This is a genomic window from Pseudomonas sp. GW823-FHT02C02, from assembly GCF_058797635.1.
In genome coordinates this window covers 94523-120216 of sequence record NZ_JBXAJV010000019.1, presented here as the reverse complement: position 1 = coordinate 120216, position 25694 = coordinate 94523, and the positions used below count along the sequence as shown (strand labels likewise).

Here is a 25694-nt window from a genome sequence, read left to right as displayed (position 1 = left end):
TGATCATTGGCATCAGCCAGTGACAATGGGCGCCACTTTAGTATCCTTCGAAAACTTGCCGCGGTAGACGGCTCACAAAACAGTAAGAAAACGCCATGAGCGAACGAACGACTTCTGCAAGCTGGGCGATGGGGATTGTCAAAGCACTGGAGATGGACGGCCTGGATTGCCGGGTTCTGTTCAAGCAGCTGGGGCTCGACTACGCGTCTCTGGATGATCCGGATGCGCGCTTCCCGCAAGACTCCATGACACGCCTGTGGCAGCGCGCGGTCGAGCTGTCCGGCAACCCGGCGATTGGCCTGAACATGGGCAAGGTGGTGCGACCGGCGTCTTTCCATGTGGCTGGCTACGCACTGATGTCCAGTCAGACCCTGGCCGAAGGCTTTCAGCGGCTGGTGCGTTATCAGCGGATCATCGCCGAAAGTGCCGACCTGAGTTTCCGACTGCTGGATGAAGGTTATGCGCTGATTCTGACGGTGCATGGCGATCACTTGCCGCCGACCCGACAGAGCGCCGAAGCGTCGCTGGCTTGCGCGCTGGCGCTGTGCGGCTGGTTGACCGGGCGCACGTTGCAACCGCGCAAGGTGTTGATTCAGGGCGATCAGCCTGTCGATCTCGAACCCTATAAACAAGCGTTCCATGCGCCGTTGGTGTTCAACGCGCCCTATGACGCCTTGATCTTCGAACGCGCCGACATGGAGGCGCCGCTGCCGACGGCCAACGAGGCGATGGCGCTGTTGCACGACCGGTTTGCCGGCGAGTACCTGGCGCGGTTTTCCGAGAGCCGCGTGACCCACAAGGCGCGCCAGGTGCTGTGCCGTTTGCTGCCCCAGGGCGAACCCAAGCGCGATACGGTGGCGCAGACGCTGCACCTGTCGCAACGCACCTTGCAACGCCGTTTGCAGGAAGAGGGCACGAGTTTTCAAACCTTGCTCGACGACACGCGACGTGAACTGGCCGAGCAGTACCTGGCGCAACCCACCATGACCCTGCTGGAAATTGCCTACCTGTTGGGGTTTGCCGATCCGAGCAACTTCTTCCGCGCCTTTCGACGCTGGTTCGACGCCACGCCCGGCGAATACCGGGCGCGGCTGATGGAAACGCCGGCGCTGGTCAGTGCCGCCAGAACGCAGGAATACACAGAACAAACACCGTAATGATCTCCAGTCGGCCCAGCAGCATGCCGAACGAGAGAATCCACTTGGCAGCGTCCGGCAAGGTGGCGAAGTTGCCCGCCGGGCCAATGGTCTCGCCCAGGCCAGGACCGACACCGGACACGGTGCTGGCGGCGCCGGTCAGGGCGGTCATCCAGTCGACGCCGAGCAGCGACAGCAGCAAGGCAATCACGCAGATGGTGATGGCGAAGAAGAACGAGAAGGTCAGGATCGAACGCACGATCTCTTCGTCGAGACGATGGCCGTTGTACTTCTGCTTGATCACCGCGCGCGGATGAATCAATTGGTTAAGGTTGGCCTTGAGCAGGATGTAGGCGACCTGGAAACGGAAAATCTTGATCCCGCCAGCCGTCGAGCCTGAGCAACCGCCGACAAACCCCAGATAGAAGAACAGCATCAGCGAGAAGTTGCCCCAGAGGCTGTAGTCCCCCAGTGCAAATCCTGTCGTGGTGACGATCGAAGTCACGTTCAGCGCTACATGTCGCAACGCTTCAAGCCAATGCAGCTGGGTGGTCCACCAGTACCAGGTGCCGAGCACCAGCCAGGTCACCAGCAACATGCCGAGCAAGCCTTGCACCTGCTGATCCTTGATCAACGCTCGACGGTTACCGCGCAAGGTCGCCACGTACAGGGTGAATGGCAGGCTGCCGAGAATCATGATGACAATCGCCACCCAGTGCACCGCCGGTTGTGTCCACTTGGCCAGGGACTGGTCGGACGTTGAGAAACCTCCGGTGGAAATCGCTGACATCGCGTGGTTGATCGCATCGAACGGGCTCATTCCGGCCCACCAGAACGCCAGGCTGCCGAGAATAGTGATGCCCACATAAGCCGCGACGATCAAACGCGCCACCATGTGCGAACGGGGCATGACCTTTTCGGAACGGTCCGACGACTCGGTCTGGAACAGCCGCATGCCACCGATGCGCAGCAGCGGCAGAATGGCCACCGCCATGCCGATAAAGCCGATCCCGCCGATCCAGTGCAACAACGAGCGCCACATCAGGATGCCGGGGGACATGTCGTCGAGGTGGTTGAGTACGGTTGAGCCGGTGGCCGTGATGCCGGACATGCTTTCGAAGAACGAGTCGGTGTAGCTGATGTGCTGGGTCAGCAAGAACGGCAGCGCGGCAAAAACGCAGACCACCAGCCAGCTGCTGACGGTCAGCAAGTACATGTCTCGCGGGCGCAAGTGTATGTGTTCGGGCCGGCCGGGGATGACCAGGGCCAAACCCGCGACGAAGGTAATCATGCTCGCCCAGAGGAACGACGGCAGATCGCTCGTGCGCTCGAAAATCACCAGGGTGGCCATGGGCACGACCATGGCGATGGCCAGCGTGATCAGGAAGATGCCGATGATGAAACCAATAATCCGTAAGGTCGGCAACGCCATGAAGTCCGCTCGGGCTGAAGAAGGGAAGGCCGCTATTCTACCTGCGAGGCAGGGCATGTAAACCGGCATCCCCGCGCCAGATACCGCTAGAATAGCCGCACATATTTTTCAGGAGGTGGCCGATGCAGGCTCTCGACGCTTTGCTCAACCGTGTTTCCGTTCCACGACTGCTCGAACCGGCACCCACCGTAGAACAGCGCGAAGTGCTGTTTTCTGCCGCGATGCGTGCGCCGGACCACGGCCACTTGCAGCCTTGGCGCTTCCTGACAGTCGAAGGTGCGGCGCGCGAGCAAATGGGCGAGTTGCTGGCCGAAGCGGCGAAGCTGCAAGACAGCGAAGTGTCCGAGGCGGCGCTGGACAAGGCACGTAACGGTCCGTTGCGCGCACCGCTGGTGGTTGTGGTGATCGCGCGGTTGCAGGACCACGTCAAATACCCGAAATCCGAGCAATTGCTGGCGGCAGGATGTGCCGCTCACGGGATTCTGCTGGCCGCTTACGCGCAAGGCATTGGCGCGGTGTGGCGCACAGGGGATCTGGCCTATTCGGCGCATGTGGCCAAGGGGCTGGGGTTGGCGGAAGGAGAACAGGTGATCGCCTTCCTGTACCTGGGCACACCGCAGAAAGAACCGCGCGTGGCCGAGAAGGTTGACCTGGCCGAGTTCGTCAGCGCCTGGCCCGGTCAGTAAGGATCGTTCCCACGCGCGTGGGAACGATCAGTGCCTCGATAGTGTGTTCGGCATAGGACCTGTAGGAGCGAGGCTTGCCCGCGAAGCTTTCAAGGCTGGACGACTGCACCGGGCACCAACGGTAATTCCAGGCTGGCGATGAACCCGCCTTGCGGGTGATTGGCCAGCACCAGGCTCCCGCCATGCCGTTCTGCCGCGCGTCGCGCAATCGCCAATCCCAAGCCATGTCCGGCTGCCGTCTGCCCCGGCGCCCGATAGAACGGCTCACCCAGCAGGTTCAAATGCTCGGCATCGACACCGGGCCCATGGTCCCTGACGCTGACCACAATCCGCTCGCCCTGGCGCACCGCCTGCATTTCAATCGGCTGCCCTGCGGGATTGAAGCGCTGGGCATTGCGCAGCAGGTTATCGACGGCACGCTCGATCATCGTCGGCCAGCCTTTGAGGTTCAGCTGCGGTTCGGCGTCGAGGTGAACGGTCTGCTCCGGTGAAGCCAATTGCGCATCTTTTTGCAGCGTATTGAGCAGCGCGTTCAGATCCACTTCTTCAGCGCTGGCGTTGTCGGCATCGACCCGTGCCAGTACCAGGATTTCACTGATCAAGGCTTCTAGTCGATCGCACTCACGGGTCAAGCGTGGCGCGAGCTTCTCCCGTTCTTCGGGGGTGGCCCGTTCGGCCAGTGCCAAGGCAATGCGCAGTCGCGCCAGCGGTGAACGCAGTTCATGGGATACGTCGCGCAGTAACTGTCGCTGGCTGCCGATCAGACTTTGCAGGCGCGCACCCATGCGGTTGAAGTCGTTGGCCAATACACCAAATTCGTCGCGCCGGTTGGCCAGTTTCACCAGGCTGTTCTGCTGATAGGTGGTTTGCCCAAGGTCATGCACCGCGCCGCGCAAGCGGTTCAGCGGGCGAGTGATGGACAAGGTCACGAACAGGCTGAAGAGGGTCAGCACCACCAGCGCAATGCCCAGCGCACTTAGCGGCCAGAGCAGGCTTTCGCGGTGCCAGGCGTCCAGTTCCGGGTGCGGGATGCGATAGATAAGCAGGTAGGTGTCGCCGGTCTTGGCGCTGGTGTATTCGTCGGTCAGACGTCGCCACGGCAGGCGGCGATCGTCGTTGTTCTGCCGTGCTTCGAAAGCCGCCGCACGCCGTGGAAAGGTACCGCGCACCACTGGGTCGCCGCTTTCGTTGAGCACCTGAACGTCAATGTGATACTGGCGCTTGCGCTGTTCCAGAATGTCCTGGGCCGCTTCCTCACCTTGGGCTTCGTAGGTTTGCGTCCACTGTTCGGCCAGGGTGTTGAGGCCCGGGTGGCGGCTGAGAATCCACGCGTCCTGGTTGAGCATGTGCCCCAACAGAATGGAAAGCCCTGCAACCAGAGTGATGGCCAGCCAGAAGCTGGCCAGGATACGCCAGAACAATGAGCGCACAGAAAATCCTCAAACGATCACAAATCCCATGTGGGAGCGGGCCGACCTGTAGGAGCGAGCGGTGCGGCGATCCGACTTGCCCGCACCGCCAGGTCCTACAATGGCAAAAGACCCGACGGGGTTAGCCGTCGGGTCCGGGGTCAGTGCATTATTGCGCTTTTTGCGGTTGTTGCGCTTTCCACGCCTTGAATTCGGCCCATTCGGCGCGGCGCTCAGCCTTCTTCTTCTGGATCTCGTCGAATTTCTTCTGTTGATCCGGTTTCAGCAGGCCACGGACATCGGCTTCGGCTTTTTTGTGGTTGGCGGCCATTTCATCTTTCATGGCTTTCTGGTCGGCCGGCGAGAGTTTCTCCAGGTACTTCTCGACCACTTGCTTACGCTCGTGCATCTGCTCGCCCATGATTTTGCGGATGTGCTCACGCTGTTCGCGGCTCAGGTCCAGCTGGCTGTACGGGCCTTTACCGTGCATGCCGTGCATCTGACCGCCGTGGCGCGGGCCGTCCATCGGGCCATCCATCGGGCCGGAACCTTCAGGCATGGCCATGGCAACGGTCGGCAGGGCGGCAGCGAACATCAGAGCGATAAGAGTCTTGCGCATGGTGAATCTCCTTGTCTCGTTCCCGGTACGTTCCGGATGAGTTCAGAATACGCAGATCAAGGTCAGCGGCGGTCAGCGGAGCGTAAAGCTTGGGTAAAGACGATTTCGTGGCGTCCTTACAAACTTTGCTGGCAGTGACCTGTGGCGAGGGCGCTTGCTCCCGTCGGGCTGCGAAGCGGCCCCAAAAGAAGGCCTGCTGCGCAGTCCAGCGGGAGCAAGCTCCCTCGCCACAGGTTGCTCCTATCCAGTTCTTCCAGGTGCTCAGAGGCTGTAGTAGTAACCGCGGCTACGCAGGGCAACGATGCGCGGGCGGCCGTCGGGGTGTGGGCCGATTTTTTTGCGCAGGTTGCTGACGTGCATGTCCAGGCTGCGGTCGTACAGGGTCAGCTTGCGGCCGAGGGCGATTTGCGCCAGGTCCTGTTTGTCCAGCGGCTCGCCGGGTTGCTTGAGCAGGGCTTCGAGCAGACGGCTTTCGGAGACGGTGAGGGTGAATTCCTGTTCGTCGATGCTGACCACGCCACGCACCGGGCTGAAGCACAGGTCGCCCAGTTCGAGCTGGCTGGACACCGCCGTCGGATGACTGCGGCGCAGTACGGCGCGCAGACGGGCTGTCAGTTCCCGCGGGTCGCACGGCTTGGCCAGGTAATCGTCGGCGCCGAGTTCCAGGCCGAGGATGCGATCCAGTGGTTCGCCACGCGCAGACAGCATCAGCACCGGCAGGTCCGGATGGTCGCTGCGCAATTGCTTGAGCAATTCCAGACCGCTGCCGTCCGGCAGCATCACGTCCAGCACCACGGCGGCGGGGGAGGTTTCGGCCAGCGCACGGCGAGCACTCTGGCCGTCGTGGCAGGCACGGACCTGAAAGCCTTCCTGGCTCAGCCAACTGCTCAGGAGCTCGCACAGCTCCTGGTCATCATCAATTAATAACAGCTCGCTCATTACTCACTCAATTTAGCCATTGCCGACGTTTTCTGGTGGCACCACTGGCGAAGATACCGCAGAGCAGGGCCAATAGCGCAACTCCACCACCGATTACGAACCATTGCTGCTGATCAGTCAGCAGACGTGGCAGCGGATTGCTGGCCTGGGCTTCCTTGAGTTGCAGCTTGAGGCGCTGGTTCTCTTGGCGCAACCGGCCCAGCTGAGCGCTTTCGCGTTCACTGTCGGTATTTTGCAGTTGTTTGCTCAGTTCTTCCCGTTGCTGCTCGCTTACCTTCAAGCGCTGCTGCAACTCGGTGATCTGGCTGCCGGCGCTCAGCGACAGCGGCGTCGTACTGCCGCCCTCGGCGCTTTCTTCACCATGGGCCGGCGCTACCATCGACAACGTCACCAACATCAGACACAACGGACCTTTGCGCATCGCCACTCCTGATTCCAATACGAGTATTGGGCAGGTTGTCGGCCGGCGAACGAGAATAATGAGCGTTGAGCGCGCGATGAACCGGCAAGGTTCATCGCGCGGGCGCGATTTACGGCAGGACTTGCTTGAACGGCTTGACCGAAACGTTGGCGTAGACGCCCGCGGCGATGTACGGATCCGCATCTGCCCAGGCCTGGGCGGCGCTCAGGGAATCGAACTCGGCGACGATCAGGCTGCCGGTGAAACCCGCCGCGCCCGGATCATTGCTGTCGACCGCCGGGTGCGGGCCGGCCAATACGATACGACCTTCGCCCTTGAGCACTTGCAGGCGCTCAAGGTGGGCAGGCCGAGCGGCCAGGCGGGCTTCCAGGGAGTTGGCGACGTCTGTGGCAATGATTGCGTAAAGCATGTCAGTCCTCGGTTTTTGGCGTGGTGGTATCGGCGTCGTGCAGGTGACGGGACAAGTAAATGCCCTGTGCGACCAGGAACAGCAACGTCATGCCCAGGCTGCCGAAGACTTTGAAGTCGACCCAGTAGCTCTGGAACGTGAACGCGACGAACAGGTTGGCAGCACCGCAAAACAGGAAAAAGCCGATCCAGGCGATGTTCAGTCGCGTCCAGACCTGGTCCGGCAGGGTCAGTGCGTGGCCCATGATGCGCTTGATCAGCAGTTGCTCGCCGATGAAGTGGCTGCCAATGAACGCCAGGGCGAACAGCCAGTTGACCACCGGCGCTTTCCACTTCAGGAAGGTTTCGCTGTGGAACGCCAGGGTCAGGCTACCGAAGACCAGGCAGGCGATGAGGGTCAGCCATTGGCTCTTTTCCAGCTTGCGCTGCTTGATGAACAGCGCACCGTAAACCACCAGGGAGCTGATGATCAGCATCGCGGTGGCGCTGTAAATACCGCCTACAGTCAGTTGATGACCGCCGATGTCGACGACCCGTGGATCAATTTTGAAAACGATGAAAAACAGCAGGAGCGGGATGAAATCGATGAATTGTTTCACAGTGGCAGCCAGAAGCAGGATGTGGCGGCATAATAACAAACATATGGGCGCGCGATAGCGCCAGCTGATTTGAGGTAACACATCCCCGTGAATGTTGATTTGCACTGCCATAGCACCGCCTCCGATGGCGCTCTCGCGCCTGCTGTCCTGGTGGCACGTGCGTTCGAGAAAGGCGTGCGAGTCCTGGCCTTGACCGATCACGACACTCTCGAGGGCCTCGATGAGGCCCGCAGTGCGGCGACCTCGCTGGGGATGCAACTGGTCAACGGCGTCGAATTGTCCTGCACCTGGGGCGGCGCGACCATTCATGTGCTCGGCTACGGATTTGATGTCAATGCCGAACCGTTGGTCGAGGCGATCGCTAAATTGCACGATGGCCGCTGGCTAAGGTCCGAAGAAATAAGCCGCAAGCTGGCATTGAAAGGCATGCCCGGCGCGCTGGAAGGTGCCCGGGCGATCCAGCAGGAACTGGGCGACAGCGGCAATGCGCCGGCCCGTCCGCATTTCGCCGACTGGATGGTGCGTGAAGGTTTCGTCAAGGATCGCGCTGAAGCGTTCCGTAAATGGCTGGGCGCTGGCAAGCTGGGCGACGTCAAGCAGCATTGGCCGACCCTGGAAGACACGGTCGAAACGCTGCGAGCCGCGAAAGCCTGGGTCAGCCTGGCGCATCCGTGGCACTACGATTTCACTCGCAGCAAGCGTCGCCGCCTGATTTCTGACTATATTCAAGCCGGGGGCCACGCAATTGAAGTGGTCAATGGCCATCAGCCCGCCGAGCAAGTGGGCAGCCTGGCGATTCTTGCCCGCGAGTTCGGTCTGCTGGTCAGCGCCGGCAGTGATTTTCATGGCCCTGGAGGCTGGTCCGAGATCGGCGAGTACCGCCCGCTCCCGGAGGATCTGCCACCACTGTGGTGTCGATTCAAACATGACCCAATTATTGCCGCCGTCTGAACAGGTAGAGAATGTGAGTCAATTTTTCCAGATTCATCCGGAAAACCCGCAAGCGCGCCTGATCAAACAGGCTGTCGAAATCATCCGTGGCGGCGGGGTGGTGATTTATCCCACAGACTCGTCCTACGCCATTGGTTGCCAGATCGGCGACAAGAATGCCGTGGATCGCGTGCGCCGTTTGCGTGGGCTGGATGAAAAGCACAACTTCGCGCTGATTTGCAGCGACCTGTCGCAACTGGGGGTGTTCGCCAAGATCGACACGGGCACCTTCCGCTTGCTCAAGGCGCACCTGCCGGGGCCTTACACCTTCATTCTCAACGCCACCCGCGAAGTCCCGCGGCTGTTGTTGCACCCGAAAAAACGCACCATCGGCCTGCGGGTGCCGAGCCATCCGATTGCCCTGGCGCTGCTGGAAGAGCTCGGCGAGCCCTTGATGAGCGTGACCCTGATCATGCCCGGCGACACCGATCCGATGAGCGATCCTTACGAAATGCGCCAATTGCTTGAGCATCAGGTCGACCTGATCATCGATGGCGGTTTCGGCGGGATCAAGGCGTCCACCGTGATCAACCTCGCCGACGGCGAGCCGGAAGTGATCCGCGTCGGTTGCGGCGACCCTACGCCGTTCATGGCCGAGGCGTAGATGTCTGCAGTAGAACCCGTTGTCGACAGTCAGGCCGGCGCCCAGCAAGAGCTGCCCTTCGCCATGGTCTATGGCCAGGCGGTCATGGAAATGCCGCTGGACCTTTACATCCCGCCGGATGCGCTCGAAGTGTTTCTCGAAGCCTTCGAGGGGCCCCTCGACCTGCTGCTGTACCTGATCCGCAAGCAGAACATCAACATCCTCGACATTCCCGTGGCGGAAATCACTCGCCAGTACATGGGCTATGTCGAGCTGATGCAGTCGGTGCGCCTGGAACTGGCCGCCGAGTACCTGGTGATGGCCGCGATGCTGGCCGAGATCAAGTCGCGGATGCTGTTGCCGCGGGCCGAAACCATCGAAGACGAAGAAGATGACCCGCGCGCCGAACTGATCCGTCGCTTGCAGGAATACGAACGCTTCAAGGCGGCGGCCGAAGGCATCGATGGCCTGACTCGCGTCGGGCGTGACGTGGTGGTGCCCAAACTGGATGCCCCGGAAGCGCGGGCGCGCAAGCTGTTGCCGGACGTGCGTTTGTCAGAGCTGCTGTTGTCCATGGCCGAAGTCCTGCGCCGTGGCGACATGTTCGAAAGTCACCAGGTCAGTCGCGAGGCATTGTCCACCCGCGAACGCATGAGCGATGTGCTGGACCGGCTCAAGGGCGGCGGTTTCGTGCCCTTTGTCGAGCTGTTCACCGCTGAAGAAGGACGCCTGGGGGTGGTGGTGACCTTTATGGCGATCCTCGAACTGGTCAAGGAATCTTTGGTCGAGCTGGTGCAGAATGAGCCGTTCGCGGCGATCCACGTGCGAGCCCGAGCCGAATAACGAGTTGAATCATGAACCTGACTGAACCCCGCGAGCTGGCGCCATTGCTTGAAGCCTTTCTGTTGGCCTCGGGAAAACCGCAATCGCTTGAACGCCTGTTCGAACTCTTCGAAGAGGGCGAGCGCCCTGAGCCGCCAGTCTTCAAGAAAGCCCTGACGATTCTGGCCAAGTCCTGCGACGGACGCGCCTTCGAGCTGAAGGAAGTGGCCTCCGGGTATCGCCTGCAGATCCGCGAAAAGTTCTCGCCGTGGGTAGGCCGTTTGTGGGAAGAACGCCCGCAGCGTTATTCCCGCGCCATGCTCGAAACCATCGCCTTGATCGCCTATCGCCAGCCGATCACCCGGGGCGAGATCGAAGACGTGCGGGGCGTGGCGGTCAACAGTCACATCGTCAAGACCCTGCTGGAACGCGAGTGGATTCGCATCGTCGGGTACCGCGACGTGCCTGGCAAACCGGCGATGTTCGCCACCACCAAGGCGTTTCTCGACCACTTCAACCTGAAGAACCTCGACGATTTGCCGCCACTGGCTGAGTTGCGAGAGCTGGAGCCTGATCCGGTGCTCGATTTTGACGACGCACCGGTACCGGCAGGCTTGCAGGAACTGGCGGATGCCAGTGCCGAACCGGAAGAACCCAAGGAGGAGACCAGTTTCCATACGCTGTTGCTGGAACTGGACACCATGGAAGAGGGGCTCAAGACCGACTTCGATGACATCCTGCGTGATAGTGCGGTGACGGATTCCGAAGAGGTGCTGGATCAGCCTGAGCCTGAAATCGAAGTTGAACTTCAAGTCGAGCCTGAAGCCACAGTCGAAGAAGAACCGGAAGAAGAGTTGGAAGATGACGTGCTGGGTGTCGCCGAAGCGCGGGAGAAACTTCTGGCTGCTGTGGCTGCCCTCGAACAGCACAAACCCGAACCCGAATTGAGCGACGAAGAGGCCGAAGCCCGGGCTCTGGCCGAAGCCATCGAAGCCGAACGCCGCGAATTCGACGACTGACCCGGACGCCGATTCCCCCTGAGGGAGTGAGCCTGTTCGCGATAGCGGTGGGTCAGGCAAAACGATGTCGATTGACACTCCCTCATCGCGAGCAGGCTCGCTCCTACAGGGGTTCTGTGTTGCCTGGAGAATTTGATGAGCTCAACCAAAGACCCCTGCGTCAGCGTCTGCAAATTCGCCGATGACATCTGCCTCGGCTGCGGCCGCAGCAAGCGCGAGATCAGGGCCTGGAAGAAACTCGACAAGTCCGACAAGCGCACGGTGCTGGCCGAAGCGTCGCTGCGGTTGATCAAACTTGGCGCCACCGGTCGGCGGAAAGGCAAGTAAGTCTCCATTCATCAGCTAGTCTCTGATGCGCGAACGCTTCCATGAGCGTATGATTCGCGACCCTTTGGCGATCCCTTTGCCAAAGTACCCAGTTTTACATCGCTTCAGGACGCTCAATTCAGGGCCGCCTGAACAGACCACACCGGGAGGTGCCCAGATGAGTATCAACGACCAGAAAGACGACCAGGAAATCGGCCCAGCAGGCGAAAAACTGCAGAAAGTCCTCGCCCGTATCGGCGTCGGCTCGCGCCGTGACGTGGAAGCCTGGATCAGCCACGGCCGCATCAAGGTTAATGGCAAAGACGCCACCCTTGGGCAGCGCGTCGACATGCACGACGCCATCACCATTGATGGCAAGGTGATCAAGCGCGAAGAAGCCGCCGAGTCGGTACGCCGCGTGATCATGTACAACAAGCCCGACGGTGAAATCTGCACTCGCCTTGATCCGGAAGGCCGTCCGACCGTTTTCGACAAGATGCCGCGCCCGAAAGAAGGTCGCTGGATCAACATCGGTCGCCTGGACATCAACACCACCGGCCTGCTGATGTTCACCACCGACGGTGAGCTGGCCAACCGCCTGATGCACCCGTCCTACGAAATGGACCGTGAATACGCGGTACGTGTCCGTGGTGAAGTCGATGACGAAATGATCGAGCGTCTAAAGGCAGGCGTCGTCCTCGAAGACGGCCCGGCCAAGTTCACCGACATCAAGCAAGCACCTGGTGGCGAAGGTTTCAACCATTGGTACCACTGCGTGGTGATGGAAGGTCGCAACCGCGAAGTTCGTCGTCTGTGGGAATCCCAGGGCCTGGTGGTCAGCCGTCTGAAGCGCGTGCGTTTCGGTCCGGTGTTCCTCAACTCCGACCTGCCGATGGGCCGCTGGCGCGAAATGAGCCAGTACGAAGTCGACATTCTGAGTGCTGAAGTCGGCCTGACCCCAGTGGCCATGCCGCAAATGAACGCCAAGAGCAAAGACAAGCTCGACCGCATGCAGCGTAAATCGTCGCGTCCAATGGGCAAGACCGAGCGCGTGCGTTCGTTGCGTCCAGCCATCGGCAACCAGACCGCTGCTACGCCGCGTGACTCCCGTGAACCGCAAATCGAAGGCGAGCGTCCAGCCCGCAAACCAGCAGCGCCACGCGCTGATGGCGAGCGCGGTCCACGCACGCCGCGTCCGGCCAACGGTCGCACTGAACGTGGCGAAGGCCGTGGTGCTCCAAGTGGTGGTCGCAGTGATCGCGGTGCTCCAGCCGGTCGTGGCGAGTCTCGTGGTGAGTCGGGTCGCGGTACGCCAGTGGCAGACCGTCCTTCCGACACCAAGCGCCCGGCCAAGGCACCGGCGAAGAAGCGCCCAGGCATCGTTCTGGTCGACAAGGATGCGCCATCAGGCAAACGCCGTGGTGCGCCAGCCGGTTCGGGCCAGCGTCCGGGCTTTGGTCGTCGCAAGCCTGAGTAATCGGTAAGCACCGAATAAAAAACGCCAACCCTCGGGTTGGCGTTTTTTTTGGTCTGGCAAAAGCCGGTCTTCAGAATGCAGATAAACCTGTGGCGAGGAAGCTTGCTCCCGTTGGGTCGCGAAGCGGCCCCAAACCCTCTACCCCGGTGTGTCAGGCAAATCGTGGCGGCAGGTTTTGCGACTGCTGCGCAGTCGAACGGGAGCAAGCTCCCTCGCCACAGGGTTCATGTTGCTTAGAAAACAAACCGCCCATCAAACACCGGCTCATCATCCAGCGCCAACACGCCGCTGGAGAAGATCAGGTCCAGATGATGGCTGCCCTTGGCCCCACCACCCAACCCCAGATGCAGCCCGCAATGGCGCTCCTCGAACCCGGCATTTCGGGCATACAGCGCCTTCACGCCTTCATTGGTGCCGATTCCCAATTCCTCAATGCGCCGGTTCGACGGATTGGCCTCCAGGTACTTGTTGAAATCATGTTCCAGTCCCGGCACTTCCGTGGCGATCTTGTGGATGGTCGAGTTCTCGATCCACAACTCCAGCGGCGAATCCAGCACCCCGTACTTGCGGGCAAACGGAATGGTGCTGAGGAAGGTCCCCATGAACTTCACCCGGCCGTTGATCGCTTCGCTGTGCGTGGCAATTTCACCGGGGGCCAAATCAAAGTTGCCGATGCCGTTGATGTCGGTCCACTTCTTGATGCTGTTCAGCGGTGTTTCAAACCACGAGCCGTGATCATCTTTGAAACTCAACGTTGTCGCGTGAGACATGCGCTGGATCAAGTGGCTGTTCAAACCCGCTATGCGCTGCGGAGTGACGCTGAAAGTGTCGTAGAAGTAATCGCCGTAATCCTTGAACAGCAGCGACTTCTTCCAGTTCTCGGCCATTACACCTTGCAGCGCACGGACAAACTCCGGGCCGTCGGGGCGAGGATTGGGCAGGGTGGAAGAGTCGTAGAAGAAAATGTACAGATCGCTTTCGGCAATCGCCTGGGCCAGCTTTTCTGTCGGCTCGATGTCCAGGCGCATGGTGCTGAAACGGAAGGGCTGGCTGTCACTGGCCTGTTCGGCGATGGCGCCGGTCAGTGCCTCGTAATCAGCGGTGTGGCCGAGCAAGACCTTTGCCGGGTTGATGCCGGCAACGGCAGGGTGGTGTTCGAGGTAGTAAAGGAAATGCGAAATGGCGCGTTGCTTATCCATGTAGTCCTCCCTGACAAACCGAGAAAAAGTGGCAGGCACAACCGGCCGGATCGTGCCTGCCGGGTGGGCCTTACAGAGGCCACATCGCCGTGCCGAACGGAACAACCGCATCGGCTTGCATCATTTCAACGGCGGCTTCATGGGTCGGTGCTTCAAACCAATCGTCCAGTTGCAGTTCAGTTTCCAAGTCTTTTTCAAGTGCTTGCATTGTGAATCTCCTAGATGACTTTTTCGGTAAGTGCAGCGGCGCGTTTTTCAGTCATTGAATAACGTGCCAACTTGCCGGTCGATGCGTCTCGGCAAGTCGCTGAAAACCTAGTCCAGAGCTTTTTAAATTGCAAAAAAATAATCAAATTAGATTTATTTGAACTTTTTATTCTGTTTTATCAGGGCCTGTTTATCGATTAAAAACAAAAAACTAACTCGACCTTTTCCTTAGGAAGCTTCCTAACGTCAATTTGCAGTCGTCCTACGGATTGATCTGATTTGGAAAGTCTGCGTTACGGCTTGTAAAGAAAAGCTGACGGATTATCGCCTCTGAGCCCTTGGATTGACGTCCACGGAAGGTGTGTAAGGAAATCCTTCCGCAAACACGTCGCTCAACCACCCTGCAAGGCTCTGGCTCGCTTGTTTCAACGGCGCTGGCAGGGTGAGATGCGCTCCATGCCTGTCGTGCAGGTGCATAACAAGAAGGAGGCGCAATGAACGCCGTGACTCATCTCCACTTCTCCCCCGAGGGCGATTTGTTCGTCGTCCCCGTCGAAGACCCGCAAAGGTCTGACCCAGTTTTTGCAGCCGCCCGAGACCCTCGGGGCGGACACAGGCAATCCCGGCAAACGACGCGCTGATCCAGCGGTGTCTGGCAGCAGGGGGTTACAGGTGTACAATGCGCCGCGTTTTAACTGTGACCTCCTGCGCATCTGCGCAAACCTCAAGGCTATCCGCCTTGTTCACTCCGCCGCGCCACAAGCGTGTCGGGTTCGATTTCGTCACAGATAAAAACAAACAGGTGACGCATGACCGTTGTAAAAACGCTGAACTCCTTTTGCCTTCGCTGGGGTTTGATCGGCGCTGCTTGAAATCGCAACCGAGCAGCAACGTCTAACGAACATCATCAAACCTTGCGTGAGACCCTTTTCATGAGTGGACAAAACTCGCATTCAGGCGAGCTGAAACGCGGCCTGAAAAATCGCCATATTCAACTGATCGCCCTCGGTGGCGCGATCGGTACCGGGCTGTTCCTGGGCTCGGCCGGTGTACTGAAATCTGCCGGCCCGTCGATGATCCTCGGCTACGCCATCTGCGGCTTCATTGCCTTCATGATCATGCGCCAGCTCGGCGAAATGATTGTCGAAGAGCCTGTGGCGGGTTCCTTCAGCCACTTCGCCCATAAATACTGGGGCGGGTTCGCCGGCTTCCTGTCGGGCTGGAACTGCTGGATCCTGTACATCCTGGTGGGCATGTCGGAGCTGACTGCGGTCGGCAAATACATCCACTACTGGGCGCCACACATTCCGACCTGGGTCTCGGCCGCCGGCTTCTTCGTCCTGATCAACCTGATCAACCTGGCCAACGTCAAAGTCTTTGGCGAGGCCGAGTTCTGGTTCGCGATCATCAAGGTCGTGGCGATTGTCGGCATGATCGCGCTCGGCAGCTACCTGCTGGTCAGCGGCCACGGCGGCCCGCAAGCCTCGGTGACCAACCTGTGGGCCCACGGCGGTTTCTTCCCGAACGGGGTTAGCGGCCTGGTGATGGCCATGGCGATCATCATGTTCTCCTTCGGCGGCCTGGAAATGCTCGGTTTCACCGCAGCAGAAGCCGACAAGCCGAAAACCGTGATCCCGAAAGCCATCAACCAGGTGATCTACCGGATCCTGATTTTCTACATCGGTGCGCTGGTCATCCTGCTGTCGCTGACGCCATGGGACAGCCTGTTGGCGACCCTGAACGCGTCGGGTGATTCCTACAGCGGCAGCCCGTTCGTGCAAGTGTTCTCGATGCTTGGCAGCGACACCGCCGCACACATCCTCAACTTCGTGGTCCTGACGGCGGCGCTGTCGGTGTACAACAGCGGCACTTACTGCAACAGCCGGATGCTGCTGGGCATGGCCGAGCAGGGCGATGCGCCGAAAGCCTTGGCGAAAATCGACAAGCGCGGCGTGCCGGTGCGTTCGATCCTCGCTTCGGCGGCGGTGACGTTGATTGCGGTGTTGCTGAACTACCTGATCCCGCAAAACGCGCTGGAACTGCTGATGTCGCTGGTGGTTGCCACCCTGGTGATCAACTGGGCGATGATCAGCTTCTCGCATTTCAAGTTCCGCCAGCACATGGACAAGACCAAGCAGACGCCGCTATTCAAAGCCCTGTGGTACCCATACGGGAACTACGTCTGCCTGGCGTTCGTGGTGTTCATTCTCGGCGTAATGCTGTTGATCCCGGGCATCCAGATCTCGGTGTATGCGATTCCGGTTTGGGTCGCGTTCATGTGGGTGTGCTACGGCATCAAGAACAAGCGCAGCGCTCAGCATGCGTTGCAGGCTGCAAACGCGAAGTAAGCGCAGCTCGCAGAAACAACAAACCCGGCCAATGTGCCGGGTTTGTTGTTTTCAGGCCTCACACAACCCCCTGTAGGAGTGAGCCTGCTCGCGATGGGGTCGTGTCAGGCAACAAAGATGTCGACTGACAACACTGCTATCGCGGGCAAGCCTCGCTCCTACAGGGACCGCATGCTTTCAGTTCATTCGCGGTATCCTGCGCGTTCTGAATACGGACGCTTTTCCATGCTGGTGATTTCCAACAATGTGCATCTGCCGGATGCCGAGATCGAGTTGACCGCCATCCGCGCGCAAGGCGCCGGTGGGCAGAACGTCAATAAGGTCTCCAGCGCCATGCACCTGCGCTTCGACATTCCGGCCTCGTCCTTGCCCGAGTTCTACAAGGAACGGCTGCTGGCGCTGCGTGACAGTCGCATCACCAGCGATGGCGTGTTGATTATCAAGGCCCAGCAATACCGCACGCAGGAAGCCAATCGCGCCGATGCGCTGGAGCGGCTGGTCGAGTTGATTCTCAGCGCCACCAAAGTCGAGAAGAAACGCCGCCCGACCAAGCCGACCCTCGGTTCGAAGAAGCGTCGGCTGGAATCCAAGACCAAGCGCGGCAGCATCAAGGCCGGGCGCGGCAAGATCGATTTCTAGCGAGCGTCGCGCCCTTCGCGGTACTTTTCACTCAAGTGCTTCGGTGCCTGCCGGTACAAATAAACGCTCAGCGCCAAACCGCTCAATGCAGCAATCGCGGCGAACAGGAAGATCGAGGCAAAGCCAAACCCTGCAGCAATCGCACCGGCCAGCGGCCCGGTAATCCCCAGCGACAAATCGATGAACAGCGAGTAAGCCCCGACCGCAGCACCGCGACTGGAGGCCGGCACCAGGTTGACCGCTTCCACGCCCAGCGCCGGGAACACCAGCGAGAAGCCGAAACCGCTCAATGCCGCACCGGCCAGTGCCCAATGTGCATCCGGCGCCAGCCACAGCAGCAGCAGCCCCAGGGTTTCCACCGACAGGCAGGCAATCGCCACGCGAAAGCCGCCGAGGCGGTTGATCAGGTTGCCGAACAGCAATCGCGCGCCGATGAAACTGGCGCCGAACAGGCTCAGGCACAGCACCGCGTTGTCCCAGTGCTGTGTGGCGTAATACAGCGTGATGAAGGTGGCGATGGTGCCGAATCCGATCGAGCCCAGGGCCAGGCCGCAACCATGGGGCAGCACCCGTCCCAGCACATGCATGAACGGCAGCCGTTCACCGACCACAATCGGCGCGGCGGTTTTTGGCCAGGCCAGTGCCAGGCCAAGGACGGCCAGCAGCACGATGCTCACGCCCATGCTCCACAAGCCCAGTTGACTGACCAGCAACACACCCAACGGCGCGCCGACTGCCAGTGCGCCGTAACTCGCTATGCCGTTCCAGGAGATGACTTTGGCGGTGTTCGCCGCGCCGACCCGGCCGATGCCCCAACCAATCGAGCCGGAGCCCACCAGGCTTTCCGCGCTGCCGAGCACCAGGCGGCCGATCAGCAGGCTGATCAGGCTCAGCATCGGCAGGCTTTGGGTCCAGGCTGAAATCAGCATGAACACGCCGCTCAAACCGCAACCGGCGAGACCGTACATCACCGCGAGTTTGCTGCCCTTATTGTCGATGATTTTCCCGGCATAAGGGCGGCTGAGCAGGGTGGCCAGGTATTGCACGCTGATCACCAGCCCCGCGATTACTGCGCCGAAGCCGAGATCGCTGTGGACGTAGCCGGGCAATACGGCGAGGGGAATGCCGATGTTCAGGTAGCCGATGAAGGTAAAGAGAACGATGGAAACGACTTGCAGCGTGACCGCCAGGGGGCGCTGGTTTTCAGACATGGGTAAAGGTCCACGGGAAAGCAGGATAGATAGGCAGCTTATGATAGCGGCGCGAGCGTCCGTGGGGCGTGGAAAAGTAAAACTATTTGCCGTGCGGGGGGTTAATCAGGGTTTTGCGGGGGCGACCAGTTGCGTCGTGACCAGGGCGGCCAGGGCGTTTTCTTCGGTGCCGAAACGGGCGAGCAACGCGGCTTGTTTCTCGGGGGGGAGGCGATTCCAGATCTCGATCATCTTCTCGGCGGTGCCGATCAGGACGCTGGCCTGGGTCTCTGTGAAGTCGTCGGTCATGGTGGGCAGCTCAAGGGTTCAGGCGGTGTGGAAAGCGCATGTTAGCGCTTTCCACACGGTCTGGCATTGCAGGTGTTTCAGTCTTCGCTGTCGGCCTGGCGGCGTTCAGTGGCTTCTTTCGGCTCGGGCTGTTGGGCACCGGCTTGTTGCGTGGTTGTCTGCTCAGTTTCGTGCAGGCTTGGGAAGGGGAGATTAGGGATCTCGTGCATGGTTCGCGCTCCTCGCAAAGTCTGTTGATAGATCTGGTAGATCCGCGCTTTTAAAAAGCTTGGGCAGGATACAGCAGGAGAAATGACAAACAGACTTTTATATCCATTTGTTTCGACGGATGGAGTTGTCTAGACAGGTCAGTAGCAGTGACACAAAACCAAGGTGCGAGCCTGTTCGCGAAGGGCCCGGCCAGACATCACAGTATTCGGCAATGCCATAAAAAAGGCCCGCATGAATAACCATGCGGGCCCTTTGCATTCCAGTCGGTGATCAGTGCTTCGGCTCGTCGTTCGACATTGCCAGCAGCTGTTTTTCCTGATTCCAGTCGAAAGGTTCGTCGTTCTGTTCGGCTTCGAAACGACGCTCTTCCAGTGCCTGGTACAAATCGATTTCATCATCGGGCATGTAATGCAGGCAGTCACCGGCGAAGTACCACAACAGGTCGCGCGGGACCAGGTGGGCGATTTGCGGGTAACGGGTGATCACCTGGCACAGAATGTCCTGGCCCAGGTATTGGCTTTCGATCGGGTCGACCGGCAGCAACGCACGCAATTCGTCGAAGCGCTCCAGGAACAAGGCATGGCTTTCTTCGGGAACCTGTTCGGCCTCACCTACCGCGACCAGGATGCTGCGCAAGTGGTCGAGCAAGACAAGATGATCGGCAACGACGTTGGACACGAGATAAGTCCTCAAGAGCAAAACGGGCGCAGGAGTATAAAGCTCCTGCGCCCGTTTTTACAGGATCAGCGGACCTTTCCGTCGGCCAGTGCCAGTTCGTCTTTGTCGAAATCATCGACGTCGATGACCTTGCGCCGCGCTGCTTCGGCATCACGCAGGGACTGCGCCTCACCCGCTTGCAACACTCCAGCCTCCAGCGCTGCATCGATGACATGTTCCCCCGCCGCCGGTTTGACCTGACCGCTCTTGAGCGCCACGTGCAGTTTTTTCTGTAACGGCTGCGCCGCGTTCAACAGGTTGCAGGCGTGTTGCAGGGCGCCGACCGCGTCGTCTGCCGATTGCGGGCGGTAGCAACCGCCGAGCAATTCTTCGAGGGTTGGATCGCCCTTGGCGCGCCCGATCACTGCGGCGACTTCGGCGCCGAGTTTGTCCGATGGACCTTTGTGGCGACGGCCGAACGGGAACACGATCACCCGCAACAGGCAACCCAGCACCTTGTTCGGGAAGTTGCTGAGCAATTCATCCAGCGCACGCTCCGACTGGCCCAGGCTTTCTTCCATGGCCCACTTGAACAGCGGCGCCATGTGCTCCGGCGAATCGAGGTCGTGGTAACGCTTGAGCGCGGCGGAGGCGAGGTACATGTTGCTGAGTACATCCCCAAGACGCGCCGACAGGCGTTCGCGACGTTTCAGTTCACCGCCCAGCAACATCATGCTGAGGTCGGCAAGCATGGCAAACGCAGCCGCCTGTCGATTAAGCGCACGGAAGTAACCCTGACTGAGCTTGTCACCCGGCGAATGTTCCAGGTGCCCGAAGCCAAGGTTCAACACCAGCGTGCTGGCAGCGTTGCTCACGGCGAAACCGATGTGCTTGAGCAGCAGGCCATCGAATTCGGTGAGTGCCTGATCCTTGTCTTCACGGCCGGCGAGAGCCATTTCTTTCAGCACGAACGGATGGCAGCGAATGGCACCCTGACCAAAGATCATCAGGTTGCGCGAGAGGATGTTCGCGCCTTCCACGGTGATGAAAATGGGCGCGCCATTCCAGCTGCGACCGAGGTAGTTGTTCGGCCCCATGATGATCGCCTTGCCGCCGTGAACATCCATGGCGTGGCTGATGCACTCGCGGCCGCGTTCGGTGAGGTGGTACTTGAGAATCGCCGACAGCACCGACGGTTTCTCGCCCAGGTCCACCGCGTTGGCGGTCAGCATTCGGGCGGCGTCCATCATCCAGGCGTTGCCGCCGATGCGTGCCATGGCTTCCTGAATACCTTCGAACGCCGACAGTGGAACGTTGAACTGCTCACGAACCTGTGCGTACTGACCGGTGACCAGGCTGGTGAACTTGGCCGCACCGGTGCCGACCGCCGGCAGGGAAATCGAACGCCCGACTGACAGGCAGTTCATCAGCATCATCCAGCCCTTGCCGAGCATTTCCTGGCCGCCGATGAGAAAGTCCAGCGGCACGAAGACGTCCTTGCCGGAGTTCGGGCCATTCATGAAGGCGGCACCCAGCGGCAGATGGCGGCGACCGATCTCGACACCGGCGGTGTCGGTCGGGATCAGCGCCAGGCTGATGCCCAGGTCTTCCTTGTCACCCAACAAATGGTCCGGGTCATAGGCCTTGAAGGCCAGGCCGAGGAGGGTGGCGACCGGGCCCAGCGTGATGTAGCGCTTTTCCCAGTTGAGGCGCAGGCCGAGGGTTTCCTTGCCTTCCCATTCACCTTTGCAGATGACCCCGGTGTCGGGCATGGCGCCAGCGTCGGAGCCGGCCAGTGGGCCGGTCAATGCGAAGCACGGGATATCGTCACCCCGGGCCAGCCTTGGCAGGTAATGGTTGCGTTGTTCGTCGGTGCCGTAATGCAGCAGCAGTTCGGCCGGGCCCAGCGAGTTAGGGACCATTACGGTCGACGCGAGGTCGCCACTGCGGGTTGCCAGTTTCATCGCCACCTGGGAGTGGGCATAGGCCGAGAAGCCCTTGCCGCCAAACTCTTTGGGGATGATCAGCGCGAAGAAGCCGTTCTCCTTGATGTGGGTCCAGGCTTCGGGCGGCAGGTCCATGTCTTGCCCGATCTGCCAGTCGCTGACCATGGCGCAGAGCTCTTCGATCGGGCCGTCGATAAAGGCCTGTTCCTCTTCACTGAGCTGCACTTTTGGATAGGACAGCAACTTGTTCCAGTCCGGACGACCGCTGAACAGTTCGCCATCCCACCACACGGTCCCGGCGTCGATCGCATCGCGCTCGGTTTGCGACATTGGCGGCAGGGTTTTCTGGAACCAGCTGAACAGCGGCGCGCTGAAGAATTTGCGACGCAGGTCGGGCAGCAACAACGGCGCCGCGACGGCTGCAATCAACACCCAGAAAACCAGCAGCAGCCAGCCTGGCGCGCGACTGAAGGCCCCCATCGCGACGATATAGGCAGCGACGATGCACAGGGCGGGCAGGGGGGCGATGCGACGGTGGGCTAAATAAGCTATCCCGACAACCAGAACCAGTATCCACAACAGCAGCATATTTAATCCTCCGTGAACCAGGGCAAAACCAACCTTCAGAGCTTAGACGGCATCCGCAAAACAGGGTGGTCGGAGCGAGGTGATTGAATTCGTGGGAAACCATCGATGAGTTTTGTAGGTTGGGTTGGCAACACGCCCGGGAAATCGTTCGTTTCCTACGCGGCAATACGCCCATGTTTGGCCGAAACGTCGTTATCTCTGTGCTGAAGGTGTCGTTAGACTCGTGGCTTCCCCAGGAGATTGTTCTCATGCACGAGTATCTGAGTCCCGGCCGCTTCATCGATAGTGACCACCCCTCGGTGGTGGAGTTCGCCGAAAAACACCGGGGCGCCAGTCGCGATCCGCTTGAGCAGGCGATCAATCTCTATTACGCGGTGCGCGAGGCCGTGCGCTACAACCCCTACACGTTCAGTCGCGACCCGGATACGTTGCGCGGCAGTTATGCCTTGGCGGCCGGGGAAAGTTATTGCGTGCCCAAGGCCACGCTTCTGGCCGGTGCCGCGCGACATTGCGGGATCCCTGCGCGGATCGGTCTGGCGGACGTGCGCAATCACCTGTCGACGCCGCGGTTGCTCGAATTGCTCAGGAGCGACGTGTTTGCCATGCACGGCTATACGGAGTTGTTTCTGAACGGGCGCTGGGTCAAGGCGACGCCGGCCTTCAACCAGCAACTCTGCGAACTGTTCAATATCGCGCCGCTGGAGTTCGACGGCATCAACGACAGTGTTTTCCATCCCTTCAACCGCGACGGCGAGCAGTTGATGGAGTACCTGGTCGACCACGGCCAGTTCACCGACGTGCCTGAGACGTTCTTTTTCGAGCACCTGGAAAAGTGCTACCCACATTTGTTCAGCGACACATTGCCGGCGTTGCTGGGTGACATGCAGAGTGATTTGAGCCGCGCCTGATCCGGCGTATGCTGCCTGCGCATTCATCCATAAAGAGGCGGTCATGCTGAAGATCTGGGGTCGGAAAAATTCGTCGAATGTCAGAAAGCCATTGTGGGCCGCCGAGGAGTTGGGCCTGGCCTATGAAGCCATCGATGCGGGTGGCGCCTTCGGTGTAGTCGATACGCCGCAGTATCGTGCGATGAATCCCAACGGTCGCGTGCCGGTGATCGAAGATGACGGCTTCGTGCTCTGGGAATCGAACGCCATCGTGCGCTACCTGATGGCTCAGCACGCCAACGGCACGGCCTGGTACCCGACGGATCTGAAGGCTCGCGCCGCTGCCGACAAGTGGATGGACTGGACCACCTCCAGTTTTGCCGGCCCGTTCCGCACGGTGTTCTGGGGCGTGTTACGCACACCTGAAGACAAGCAGGACTGGACCGCCATCAACGCCGCAATCAAGGAGTGCGATGATCTGTTGGCGATGGCGAACCAGGCGTTGGCGGCCGCGCCGTATCTGTCCGGCGACGAAATCGGCATGGGCGACATTCCCCTTGGCAGTTTCATTTATGCCTGGTTCGAGATGCCGATCGAGCGTGCACCGCAGCCGCATCTTGAAGCCTGGTATGCACGACTGAAACAGCGTCCGGCGTATAAAAAAGCCGTTATGACCGCGTTGACTTAATACTCACTATCGACACACTTGACTGTACTTGTTTGGCGGCGACAAGCACCATTGCGCTCGTGCGCCGCGGTTGCATTGCTCGCCGCCCGCCCATAGTTATCCCTTTCTTCCCTTCTTGGTGCGTAAATCCGATATGAGTTCCGCTCTGTCCATCCGGCAGCTAACCAAAACCTACGGCAACGGTTTCCAGGCCTTGAGTGGTATCGATCTGGACGTCGCCGAAGGTGACTTTTTCGCCTTGCTCGGCCCTAACGGTGCCGGCAAATCCACGACCATCGGCATTCTCTCGACCCTGGTGAACAAGACCAGCGGCACGGTGAATATCTTCGGTCACGACCTGGACAAGGAGCCGGCGGCGCTCAAGCGTTGCATCGGCGTGGTGCCCCAGGAATTCAACTTCAACCAGTTCGAAAAAACCTTCGACATCGTCGTGACCCAGGCCGGTTACTACGGCATCCCGCCGAAGATCGCCAAGGAACGCGCCGAGCAGTATCTGACCCAGCTCGGGCTGTGGGACAAACGCGATGTGCCATCGCGTTCGCTGTCCGGTGGCATGAAGCGTCGCCTGATGATCGCCCGCGCACTGGTTCACGAACCGCGCCTGCTGATCCTCGATGAACCGACTGCGGGTGTGGACATCGAACTGCGTCGCTCGATGTGGACCTTTCTCACCGAGCTGAACCAGAAAGGCATCACCATCATCCTCACCACTCATTACCTGGAAGAGGCTGAGCAGTTGTGCCGCAACATCGGCATCATCGACCACGGCACGATTGTCGAGAACACCAGCATGAAACAGCTGCTCGGCCAGCTGCATGTGGAAACCTTTCTGCTTGATCTCAAGAACACGCTGAACGTCGCGCCGCAGTTGCTCGGTTATCCGACCAAGCTGCTCGACAGCCACACACTCGAAGTCCAGGTCGACAAGGCCATGGGCATCACCGCGCTGTTCACCCAGTTGGCGCAGCAGAACATCGAAGTGCTGAGCCTGCGCAACAAAACCAATCGCCTCGAGGAGTTGTTCGTGTCTCTGGTGGAGAAAAATCTGTCGAAGGTGGCGGTATGAGTTCCGAGCTGCAACCCAACCTCGTTGCCCTCAACACCATCGTTTACCGCGAGGTGAAGCGCTTTACCCGGATCTGGCCGCAGACCCTGCTGCCGCCGGCCATCACCATGGTCCTGTACTTCGTGATCTTCGGTAACCTGATCGGTCGACAGATTGGTGATATGGGTGGCTTCACCTATATGGAATACATCGTGCCGGGCCTGATCATGATGTCGGTGATCACCAACTCCTACGGCAACGTGGTGTCGAGTTTCTTCGGCAGCAAGTTCCAGCGCTCCATCGAAGAATTGATGGTGTCGCCGGTATCGCCGCATACGATTCTGATTGGCTACACCCTGGGCGGCGTGCTGCGGGGCTTGATGGTCGGGTTGATCGTGACGCTGTTGTCGCTGTTCTTCACCGAATTGCAGGTGCATCACCTGGGCGTGACCATTCTGGTGGTGGTGCTGACGGCGACGATCTTCTCGCTGCTGGGCTTCATCAACGCCGTGTTTGCACGTAACTTCGATGATATTTCGATCATCCCGACCTTCGTGCTGACACCCCTGACATACCTGGGCGGGGTGTTCTACTCGATCAGTTTGCTGCCGCCGTTCTGGCAGACCGTGTCCCTGGCCAACCCGGTGCTGCACATGGTCAACGCCTTCCGTTACGGCATTCTTGGCGTTTCGGACATCAGGATCAGCGTGGCGATTACTTTCATGTTGGTGGCGACCGTAGTTCTATACATCGGTTGTGCGCGGCTGCTGGTCAGTGGGCGCGGGATGCGTACCTGAGAAAGACCGCGTCGCCTGCTTCGCGGGCAAGCCTCGCTCCTACAGGTCTGATGGTGAACCGTAGGAGCGAGGCTTGCCCGCGAAGGCGTCAGCCCAGACGCCATAAAATAACGGCCTCCAACAATGGAGGCCGTTTTG

28 protein-coding genes are annotated in these 25694 nt (G+C 59.9%); 14 read left to right on the top strand and 14 right to left on the bottom strand.

Annotated features, from left to right (window positions below; all coding sequences use genetic code 11):
- Nucleotides 1-95 precede the first annotated feature (95 nt).
- The gene (locus tag AC1ROI_RS27870) at nt 96-1157 is read left to right on the top strand and encodes an AraC family transcriptional regulator (protein WP_200667930.1); all 1062 of its coding nucleotides are present in this window, start codon (nt 96-98) and stop codon (nt 1155-1157) included.
- On the opposite strand, the gene AC1ROI_RS27865 is transcribed toward AC1ROI_RS27870, so the two are convergent.
- Nucleotides 1114-2568: a TrkH family potassium uptake protein gene (locus AC1ROI_RS27865; RefSeq protein ID WP_010461954.1), complete on the bottom strand. Its 1455-nt coding sequence runs from the start codon at nt 2566-2568 to the stop codon at nt 1114-1116. The two genes, AC1ROI_RS27870 and AC1ROI_RS27865, sit on opposite strands and share 44 nt — an antisense overlap.
- Before the next feature lie 122 nt (nt 2569-2690).
- Between AC1ROI_RS27865 and AC1ROI_RS27860 the strand changes: the two genes are divergently transcribed.
- Nucleotides 2691-3254 (top strand): NAD(P)H nitroreductase, encoded by a 564-nt coding sequence (locus tag AC1ROI_RS27860; RefSeq protein WP_102594320.1) that lies wholly within the window; start codon nt 2691-2693, stop codon nt 3252-3254.
- Nucleotides 3255-3343: 89 nt separating this feature from the next.
- Here AC1ROI_RS27860 and AC1ROI_RS27855 read toward each other — a convergent pair whose 3' ends face one another.
- From AC1ROI_RS27855 to AC1ROI_RS27830, 6 genes are all read right to left on the bottom strand, one after another.
- Nucleotides 3344-4684, bottom strand: a complete 1341-nt coding sequence (locus AC1ROI_RS27855) for a sensor histidine kinase (protein ID WP_010461950.1) — start codon at nt 4682-4684, stop codon at nt 3344-3346.
- Between the two features lie 148 nt (nt 4685-4832).
- Entirely contained in the window at nt 4833-5282 is a 450-nt protein-coding gene (locus AC1ROI_RS27850; protein ID WP_102594319.1) for a Spy/CpxP family protein refolding chaperone, read from the bottom strand.
- A gap of 261 nt (nt 5283-5543) precedes the next feature.
- Complete coding sequence (locus tag AC1ROI_RS27845; protein ID WP_010461945.1) at nt 5544-6221, bottom strand: response regulator transcription factor; 678 nt, start codon at nt 6219-6221, stop codon at nt 5544-5546.
- Between the two features lie 7 nt (nt 6222-6228).
- A complete protein-coding gene (locus AC1ROI_RS27840; RefSeq protein ID WP_010461943.1) occupies nt 6229-6642 on the bottom strand; it encodes an SH3 domain-containing protein in 414 nt (137 codons plus the stop codon).
- A 109-nt stretch (nt 6643-6751) separates the two neighbouring features.
- The gene (locus AC1ROI_RS27835; RefSeq protein ID WP_008156126.1) at nt 6752-7051 is read right to left on the bottom strand and encodes a YciI family protein; all 300 of its coding nucleotides are present in this window, start codon (nt 7049-7051) and stop codon (nt 6752-6754) included.
- 1 nt (nt 7052) lies between these two features.
- On the bottom strand, nt 7053-7649 hold the full coding sequence (locus tag AC1ROI_RS27830) for a septation protein A (protein ID WP_077748018.1): 597 nt from the start codon (nt 7647-7649) through the stop codon (nt 7053-7055).
- An 87-nt stretch (nt 7650-7736) separates the two neighbouring features.
- Between AC1ROI_RS27830 and AC1ROI_RS27825 the strand changes: the two genes are divergently transcribed.
- The 6 genes from AC1ROI_RS27825 to rluB all read left to right on the top strand — a co-directional run bounded on the left by AC1ROI_RS27825 (nt 7737) and on the right by rluB (nt 12846).
- Nucleotides 7737-8600: a PHP domain-containing protein gene (locus tag AC1ROI_RS27825; protein ID WP_010461935.1), complete on the top strand. Its 864-nt coding sequence runs from the start codon at nt 7737-7739 to the stop codon at nt 8598-8600.
- Between the two features lie 13 nt (nt 8601-8613).
- Nucleotides 8614-9243 carry an L-threonylcarbamoyladenylate synthase gene (locus tag AC1ROI_RS27820; protein ID WP_010461933.1) on the top strand — a complete coding sequence of 210 codons (630 nt, stop codon included), beginning with the start codon at nt 8614-8616 and terminating at the stop codon, nt 9241-9243.
- On the top strand, nt 9244-10065 hold the full coding sequence (locus tag AC1ROI_RS27815) for a segregation and condensation protein A (RefSeq protein WP_010461931.1): 822 nt from the start codon (nt 9244-9246) through the stop codon (nt 10063-10065).
- An 11-nt stretch (nt 10066-10076) separates the two neighbouring features.
- Nucleotides 10077-11063 (top strand): SMC-Scp complex subunit ScpB, encoded by a 987-nt coding sequence (gene scpB, locus AC1ROI_RS27810; protein ID WP_077748017.1) that lies wholly within the window; start codon nt 10077-10079, stop codon nt 11061-11063.
- Nucleotides 11064-11198: 135 nt separating this feature from the next.
- Nucleotides 11199-11390, top strand: a complete 192-nt coding sequence (locus AC1ROI_RS27805; RefSeq protein WP_102594318.1) for a DUF1289 domain-containing protein — start codon at nt 11199-11201, stop codon at nt 11388-11390.
- A 157-nt stretch (nt 11391-11547) separates the two neighbouring features.
- On the top strand, nt 11548-12846 hold the full coding sequence (gene rluB / locus AC1ROI_RS27800; protein WP_010461925.1) for a 23S rRNA pseudouridine(2605) synthase RluB: 1299 nt from the start codon (nt 11548-11550) through the stop codon (nt 12844-12846).
- Nucleotides 12847-13079: 233 nt separating this feature from the next.
- On the opposite strand, the gene AC1ROI_RS27795 is transcribed toward rluB, so the two are convergent.
- Nucleotides 13080-14045 (bottom strand): M29 family metallopeptidase, encoded by a 966-nt coding sequence (locus AC1ROI_RS27795; protein WP_077748013.1) that lies wholly within the window; start codon nt 14043-14045, stop codon nt 13080-13082.
- Between the two features lie 70 nt (nt 14046-14115).
- A complete protein-coding gene (locus tag AC1ROI_RS27790; RefSeq protein ID WP_010461921.1) occupies nt 14116-14253 on the bottom strand; it encodes a hypothetical protein in 138 nt (45 codons plus the stop codon).
- 931 nt (nt 14254-15184) lie between these two features.
- Between AC1ROI_RS27790 and AC1ROI_RS27785 the strand changes: the two genes are divergently transcribed.
- Nucleotides 15185-16600: an amino acid permease gene (locus AC1ROI_RS27785; RefSeq protein WP_083374760.1), complete on the top strand. Its 1416-nt coding sequence runs from the start codon at nt 15185-15187 to the stop codon at nt 16598-16600.
- Nucleotides 16601-16825: 225 nt separating this feature from the next.
- Nucleotides 16826-17239 (top strand): alternative ribosome rescue aminoacyl-tRNA hydrolase ArfB, encoded by a 414-nt coding sequence (gene arfB / locus AC1ROI_RS27780; protein WP_010461917.1) that lies wholly within the window; start codon nt 16826-16828, stop codon nt 17237-17239.
- On the opposite strand, the gene AC1ROI_RS27775 is transcribed toward arfB, so the two are convergent.
- The 5 genes from AC1ROI_RS27775 to AC1ROI_RS27755 all read right to left on the bottom strand — a co-directional run bounded on the left by AC1ROI_RS27775 (nt 17236) and on the right by AC1ROI_RS27755 (nt 22139).
- Nucleotides 17236-18450 carry an MFS transporter gene (locus AC1ROI_RS27775; protein ID WP_010461916.1) on the bottom strand — a complete coding sequence of 405 codons (1215 nt, stop codon included), beginning with the start codon at nt 18448-18450 and terminating at the stop codon, nt 17236-17238. The two genes, arfB and AC1ROI_RS27775, sit on opposite strands and share 4 nt — an antisense overlap.
- 105 nt (nt 18451-18555) lie before the next feature.
- Nucleotides 18556-18738, bottom strand: a complete 183-nt coding sequence (locus tag AC1ROI_RS27770; protein ID WP_102594317.1) for a hypothetical protein — start codon at nt 18736-18738, stop codon at nt 18556-18558.
- A 77-nt stretch (nt 18739-18815) separates the two neighbouring features.
- Nucleotides 18816-18947, bottom strand: coding sequence for a hypothetical protein (locus tag AC1ROI_RS27765; protein WP_010461912.1), 132 nt, complete (start codon nt 18945-18947; stop codon nt 18816-18818).
- A 271-nt stretch (nt 18948-19218) separates the two neighbouring features.
- The gene (locus tag AC1ROI_RS27760) at nt 19219-19626 is read right to left on the bottom strand and encodes a PA2817 family protein (protein WP_010461909.1); all 408 of its coding nucleotides are present in this window, start codon (nt 19624-19626) and stop codon (nt 19219-19221) included.
- A 65-nt stretch (nt 19627-19691) separates the two neighbouring features.
- Complete coding sequence (locus AC1ROI_RS27755; RefSeq protein WP_102594316.1) at nt 19692-22139, bottom strand: acyl-CoA dehydrogenase; 2448 nt, start codon at nt 22137-22139, stop codon at nt 19692-19694.
- 248 nt (nt 22140-22387) lie between these two features.
- Here AC1ROI_RS27755 and AC1ROI_RS27750 point away from each other — a divergent pair, with 248 nt between their 5' ends.
- From AC1ROI_RS27750 to AC1ROI_RS27735, 4 genes are all read left to right on the top strand, one after another.
- On the top strand, nt 22388-23047 hold the full coding sequence (locus AC1ROI_RS27750; RefSeq protein WP_083374759.1) for a transglutaminase-like domain-containing protein: 660 nt from the start codon (nt 22388-22390) through the stop codon (nt 23045-23047).
- A 43-nt stretch (nt 23048-23090) separates the two neighbouring features.
- Nucleotides 23091-23714: a glutathione S-transferase family protein gene (locus tag AC1ROI_RS27745; protein WP_083374758.1), complete on the top strand. Its 624-nt coding sequence runs from the start codon at nt 23091-23093 to the stop codon at nt 23712-23714.
- A gap of 133 nt (nt 23715-23847) precedes the next feature.
- Nucleotides 23848-24780 carry an ABC transporter ATP-binding protein gene (locus AC1ROI_RS27740; RefSeq protein WP_010461902.1) on the top strand — a complete coding sequence of 311 codons (933 nt, stop codon included), beginning with the start codon at nt 23848-23850 and terminating at the stop codon, nt 24778-24780.
- Nucleotides 24777-25556, top strand: coding sequence for an ABC transporter permease (locus AC1ROI_RS27735; protein ID WP_010461900.1), 780 nt, complete (start codon nt 24777-24779; stop codon nt 25554-25556). Before AC1ROI_RS27740 ends, AC1ROI_RS27735 begins: the two co-directional genes overlap by 4 nt.
- The last annotated feature ends 138 nt before the right edge of the window (nt 25557-25694 follow it).

Bases quoted from the DNA above. Each gene is read 5' to 3' on its own strand.
- AC1ROI_RS27765 (WP_010461912.1), bottom strand. From the start codon at position 18,947: ATGCACGAGATCCCTAATCTCCCCTTCCCAAGCCTGCACGAAACTGAG.
- AC1ROI_RS27740 (WP_010461902.1), top strand. From the start codon at position 23,848: ATGAGTTCCGCTCTGTCCATCCGGCAGCTAACCAAAACCTACGGCAAC.
- rluB (WP_010461925.1), top strand. From the start codon at position 11,548: ATGAGTATCAACGACCAGAAAGACGACCAGGAAATCGGCCCAGCAGGC.
- AC1ROI_RS27795 (WP_077748013.1), bottom strand. From the start codon at position 14,045: ATGGATAAGCAACGCGCCATTTCGCATTTCCTTTACTACCTCGAACAC.
- AC1ROI_RS27790 (WP_010461921.1), bottom strand. From the start codon at position 14,253: ATGCAAGCACTTGAAAAAGACTTGGAAACTGAACTGCAACTGGACGAT.
- AC1ROI_RS27745 (WP_083374758.1), top strand. From the start codon at position 23,091: ATGCTGAAGATCTGGGGTCGGAAAAATTCGTCGAATGTCAGAAAGCCA.
- AC1ROI_RS27845 (WP_010461945.1), bottom strand. From the start codon at position 6,221: ATGAGCGAGCTGTTATTAATTGATGATGACCAGGAGCTGTGCGAGCTC.
- AC1ROI_RS27785 (WP_083374760.1), top strand. From the start codon at position 15,185: ATGAGTGGACAAAACTCGCATTCAGGCGAGCTGAAACGCGGCCTGAAA.
- AC1ROI_RS27850 (WP_102594319.1), bottom strand. From the start codon at position 5,282: ATGCGCAAGACTCTTATCGCTCTGATGTTCGCTGCCGCCCTGCCGACC.
- AC1ROI_RS27735 (WP_010461900.1), top strand. From the start codon at position 24,777: ATGAGTTCCGAGCTGCAACCCAACCTCGTTGCCCTCAACACCATCGTT.
- AC1ROI_RS27870 (WP_200667930.1), top strand. From the start codon at position 96: ATGAGCGAACGAACGACTTCTGCAAGCTGGGCGATGGGGATTGTCAAA.
- AC1ROI_RS27770 (WP_102594317.1), bottom strand. From the start codon at position 18,738: ATGACCGACGACTTCACAGAGACCCAGGCCAGCGTCCTGATCGGCACC.
- AC1ROI_RS27805 (WP_102594318.1), top strand. From the start codon at position 11,199: ATGAGCTCAACCAAAGACCCCTGCGTCAGCGTCTGCAAATTCGCCGAT.
- AC1ROI_RS27835 (WP_008156126.1), bottom strand. From the start codon at position 7,051: ATGCTTTACGCAATCATTGCCACAGACGTCGCCAACTCCCTGGAAGCC.
- AC1ROI_RS27755 (WP_102594316.1), bottom strand. From the start codon at position 22,139: ATGCTGCTGTTGTGGATACTGGTTCTGGTTGTCGGGATAGCTTATTTA.
- AC1ROI_RS27860 (WP_102594320.1), top strand. From the start codon at position 2,691: ATGCAGGCTCTCGACGCTTTGCTCAACCGTGTTTCCGTTCCACGACTG.
- scpB (WP_077748017.1), top strand. From the start codon at position 10,077: ATGAACCTGACTGAACCCCGCGAGCTGGCGCCATTGCTTGAAGCCTTT.
- AC1ROI_RS27775 (WP_010461916.1), bottom strand. From the start codon at position 18,450: ATGTCTGAAAACCAGCGCCCCCTGGCGGTCACGCTGCAAGTCGTTTCC.
- AC1ROI_RS27865 (WP_010461954.1), bottom strand. From the start codon at position 2,568: ATGGCGTTGCCGACCTTACGGATTATTGGTTTCATCATCGGCATCTTC.
- AC1ROI_RS27815 (WP_010461931.1), top strand. From the start codon at position 9,244: ATGTCTGCAGTAGAACCCGTTGTCGACAGTCAGGCCGGCGCCCAGCAA.
- AC1ROI_RS27750 (WP_083374759.1), top strand. From the start codon at position 22,388: ATGCACGAGTATCTGAGTCCCGGCCGCTTCATCGATAGTGACCACCCC.
- arfB (WP_010461917.1), top strand. From the start codon at position 16,826: ATGCTGGTGATTTCCAACAATGTGCATCTGCCGGATGCCGAGATCGAG.
- AC1ROI_RS27840 (WP_010461943.1), bottom strand. From the start codon at position 6,642: ATGCGCAAAGGTCCGTTGTGTCTGATGTTGGTGACGTTGTCGATGGTA.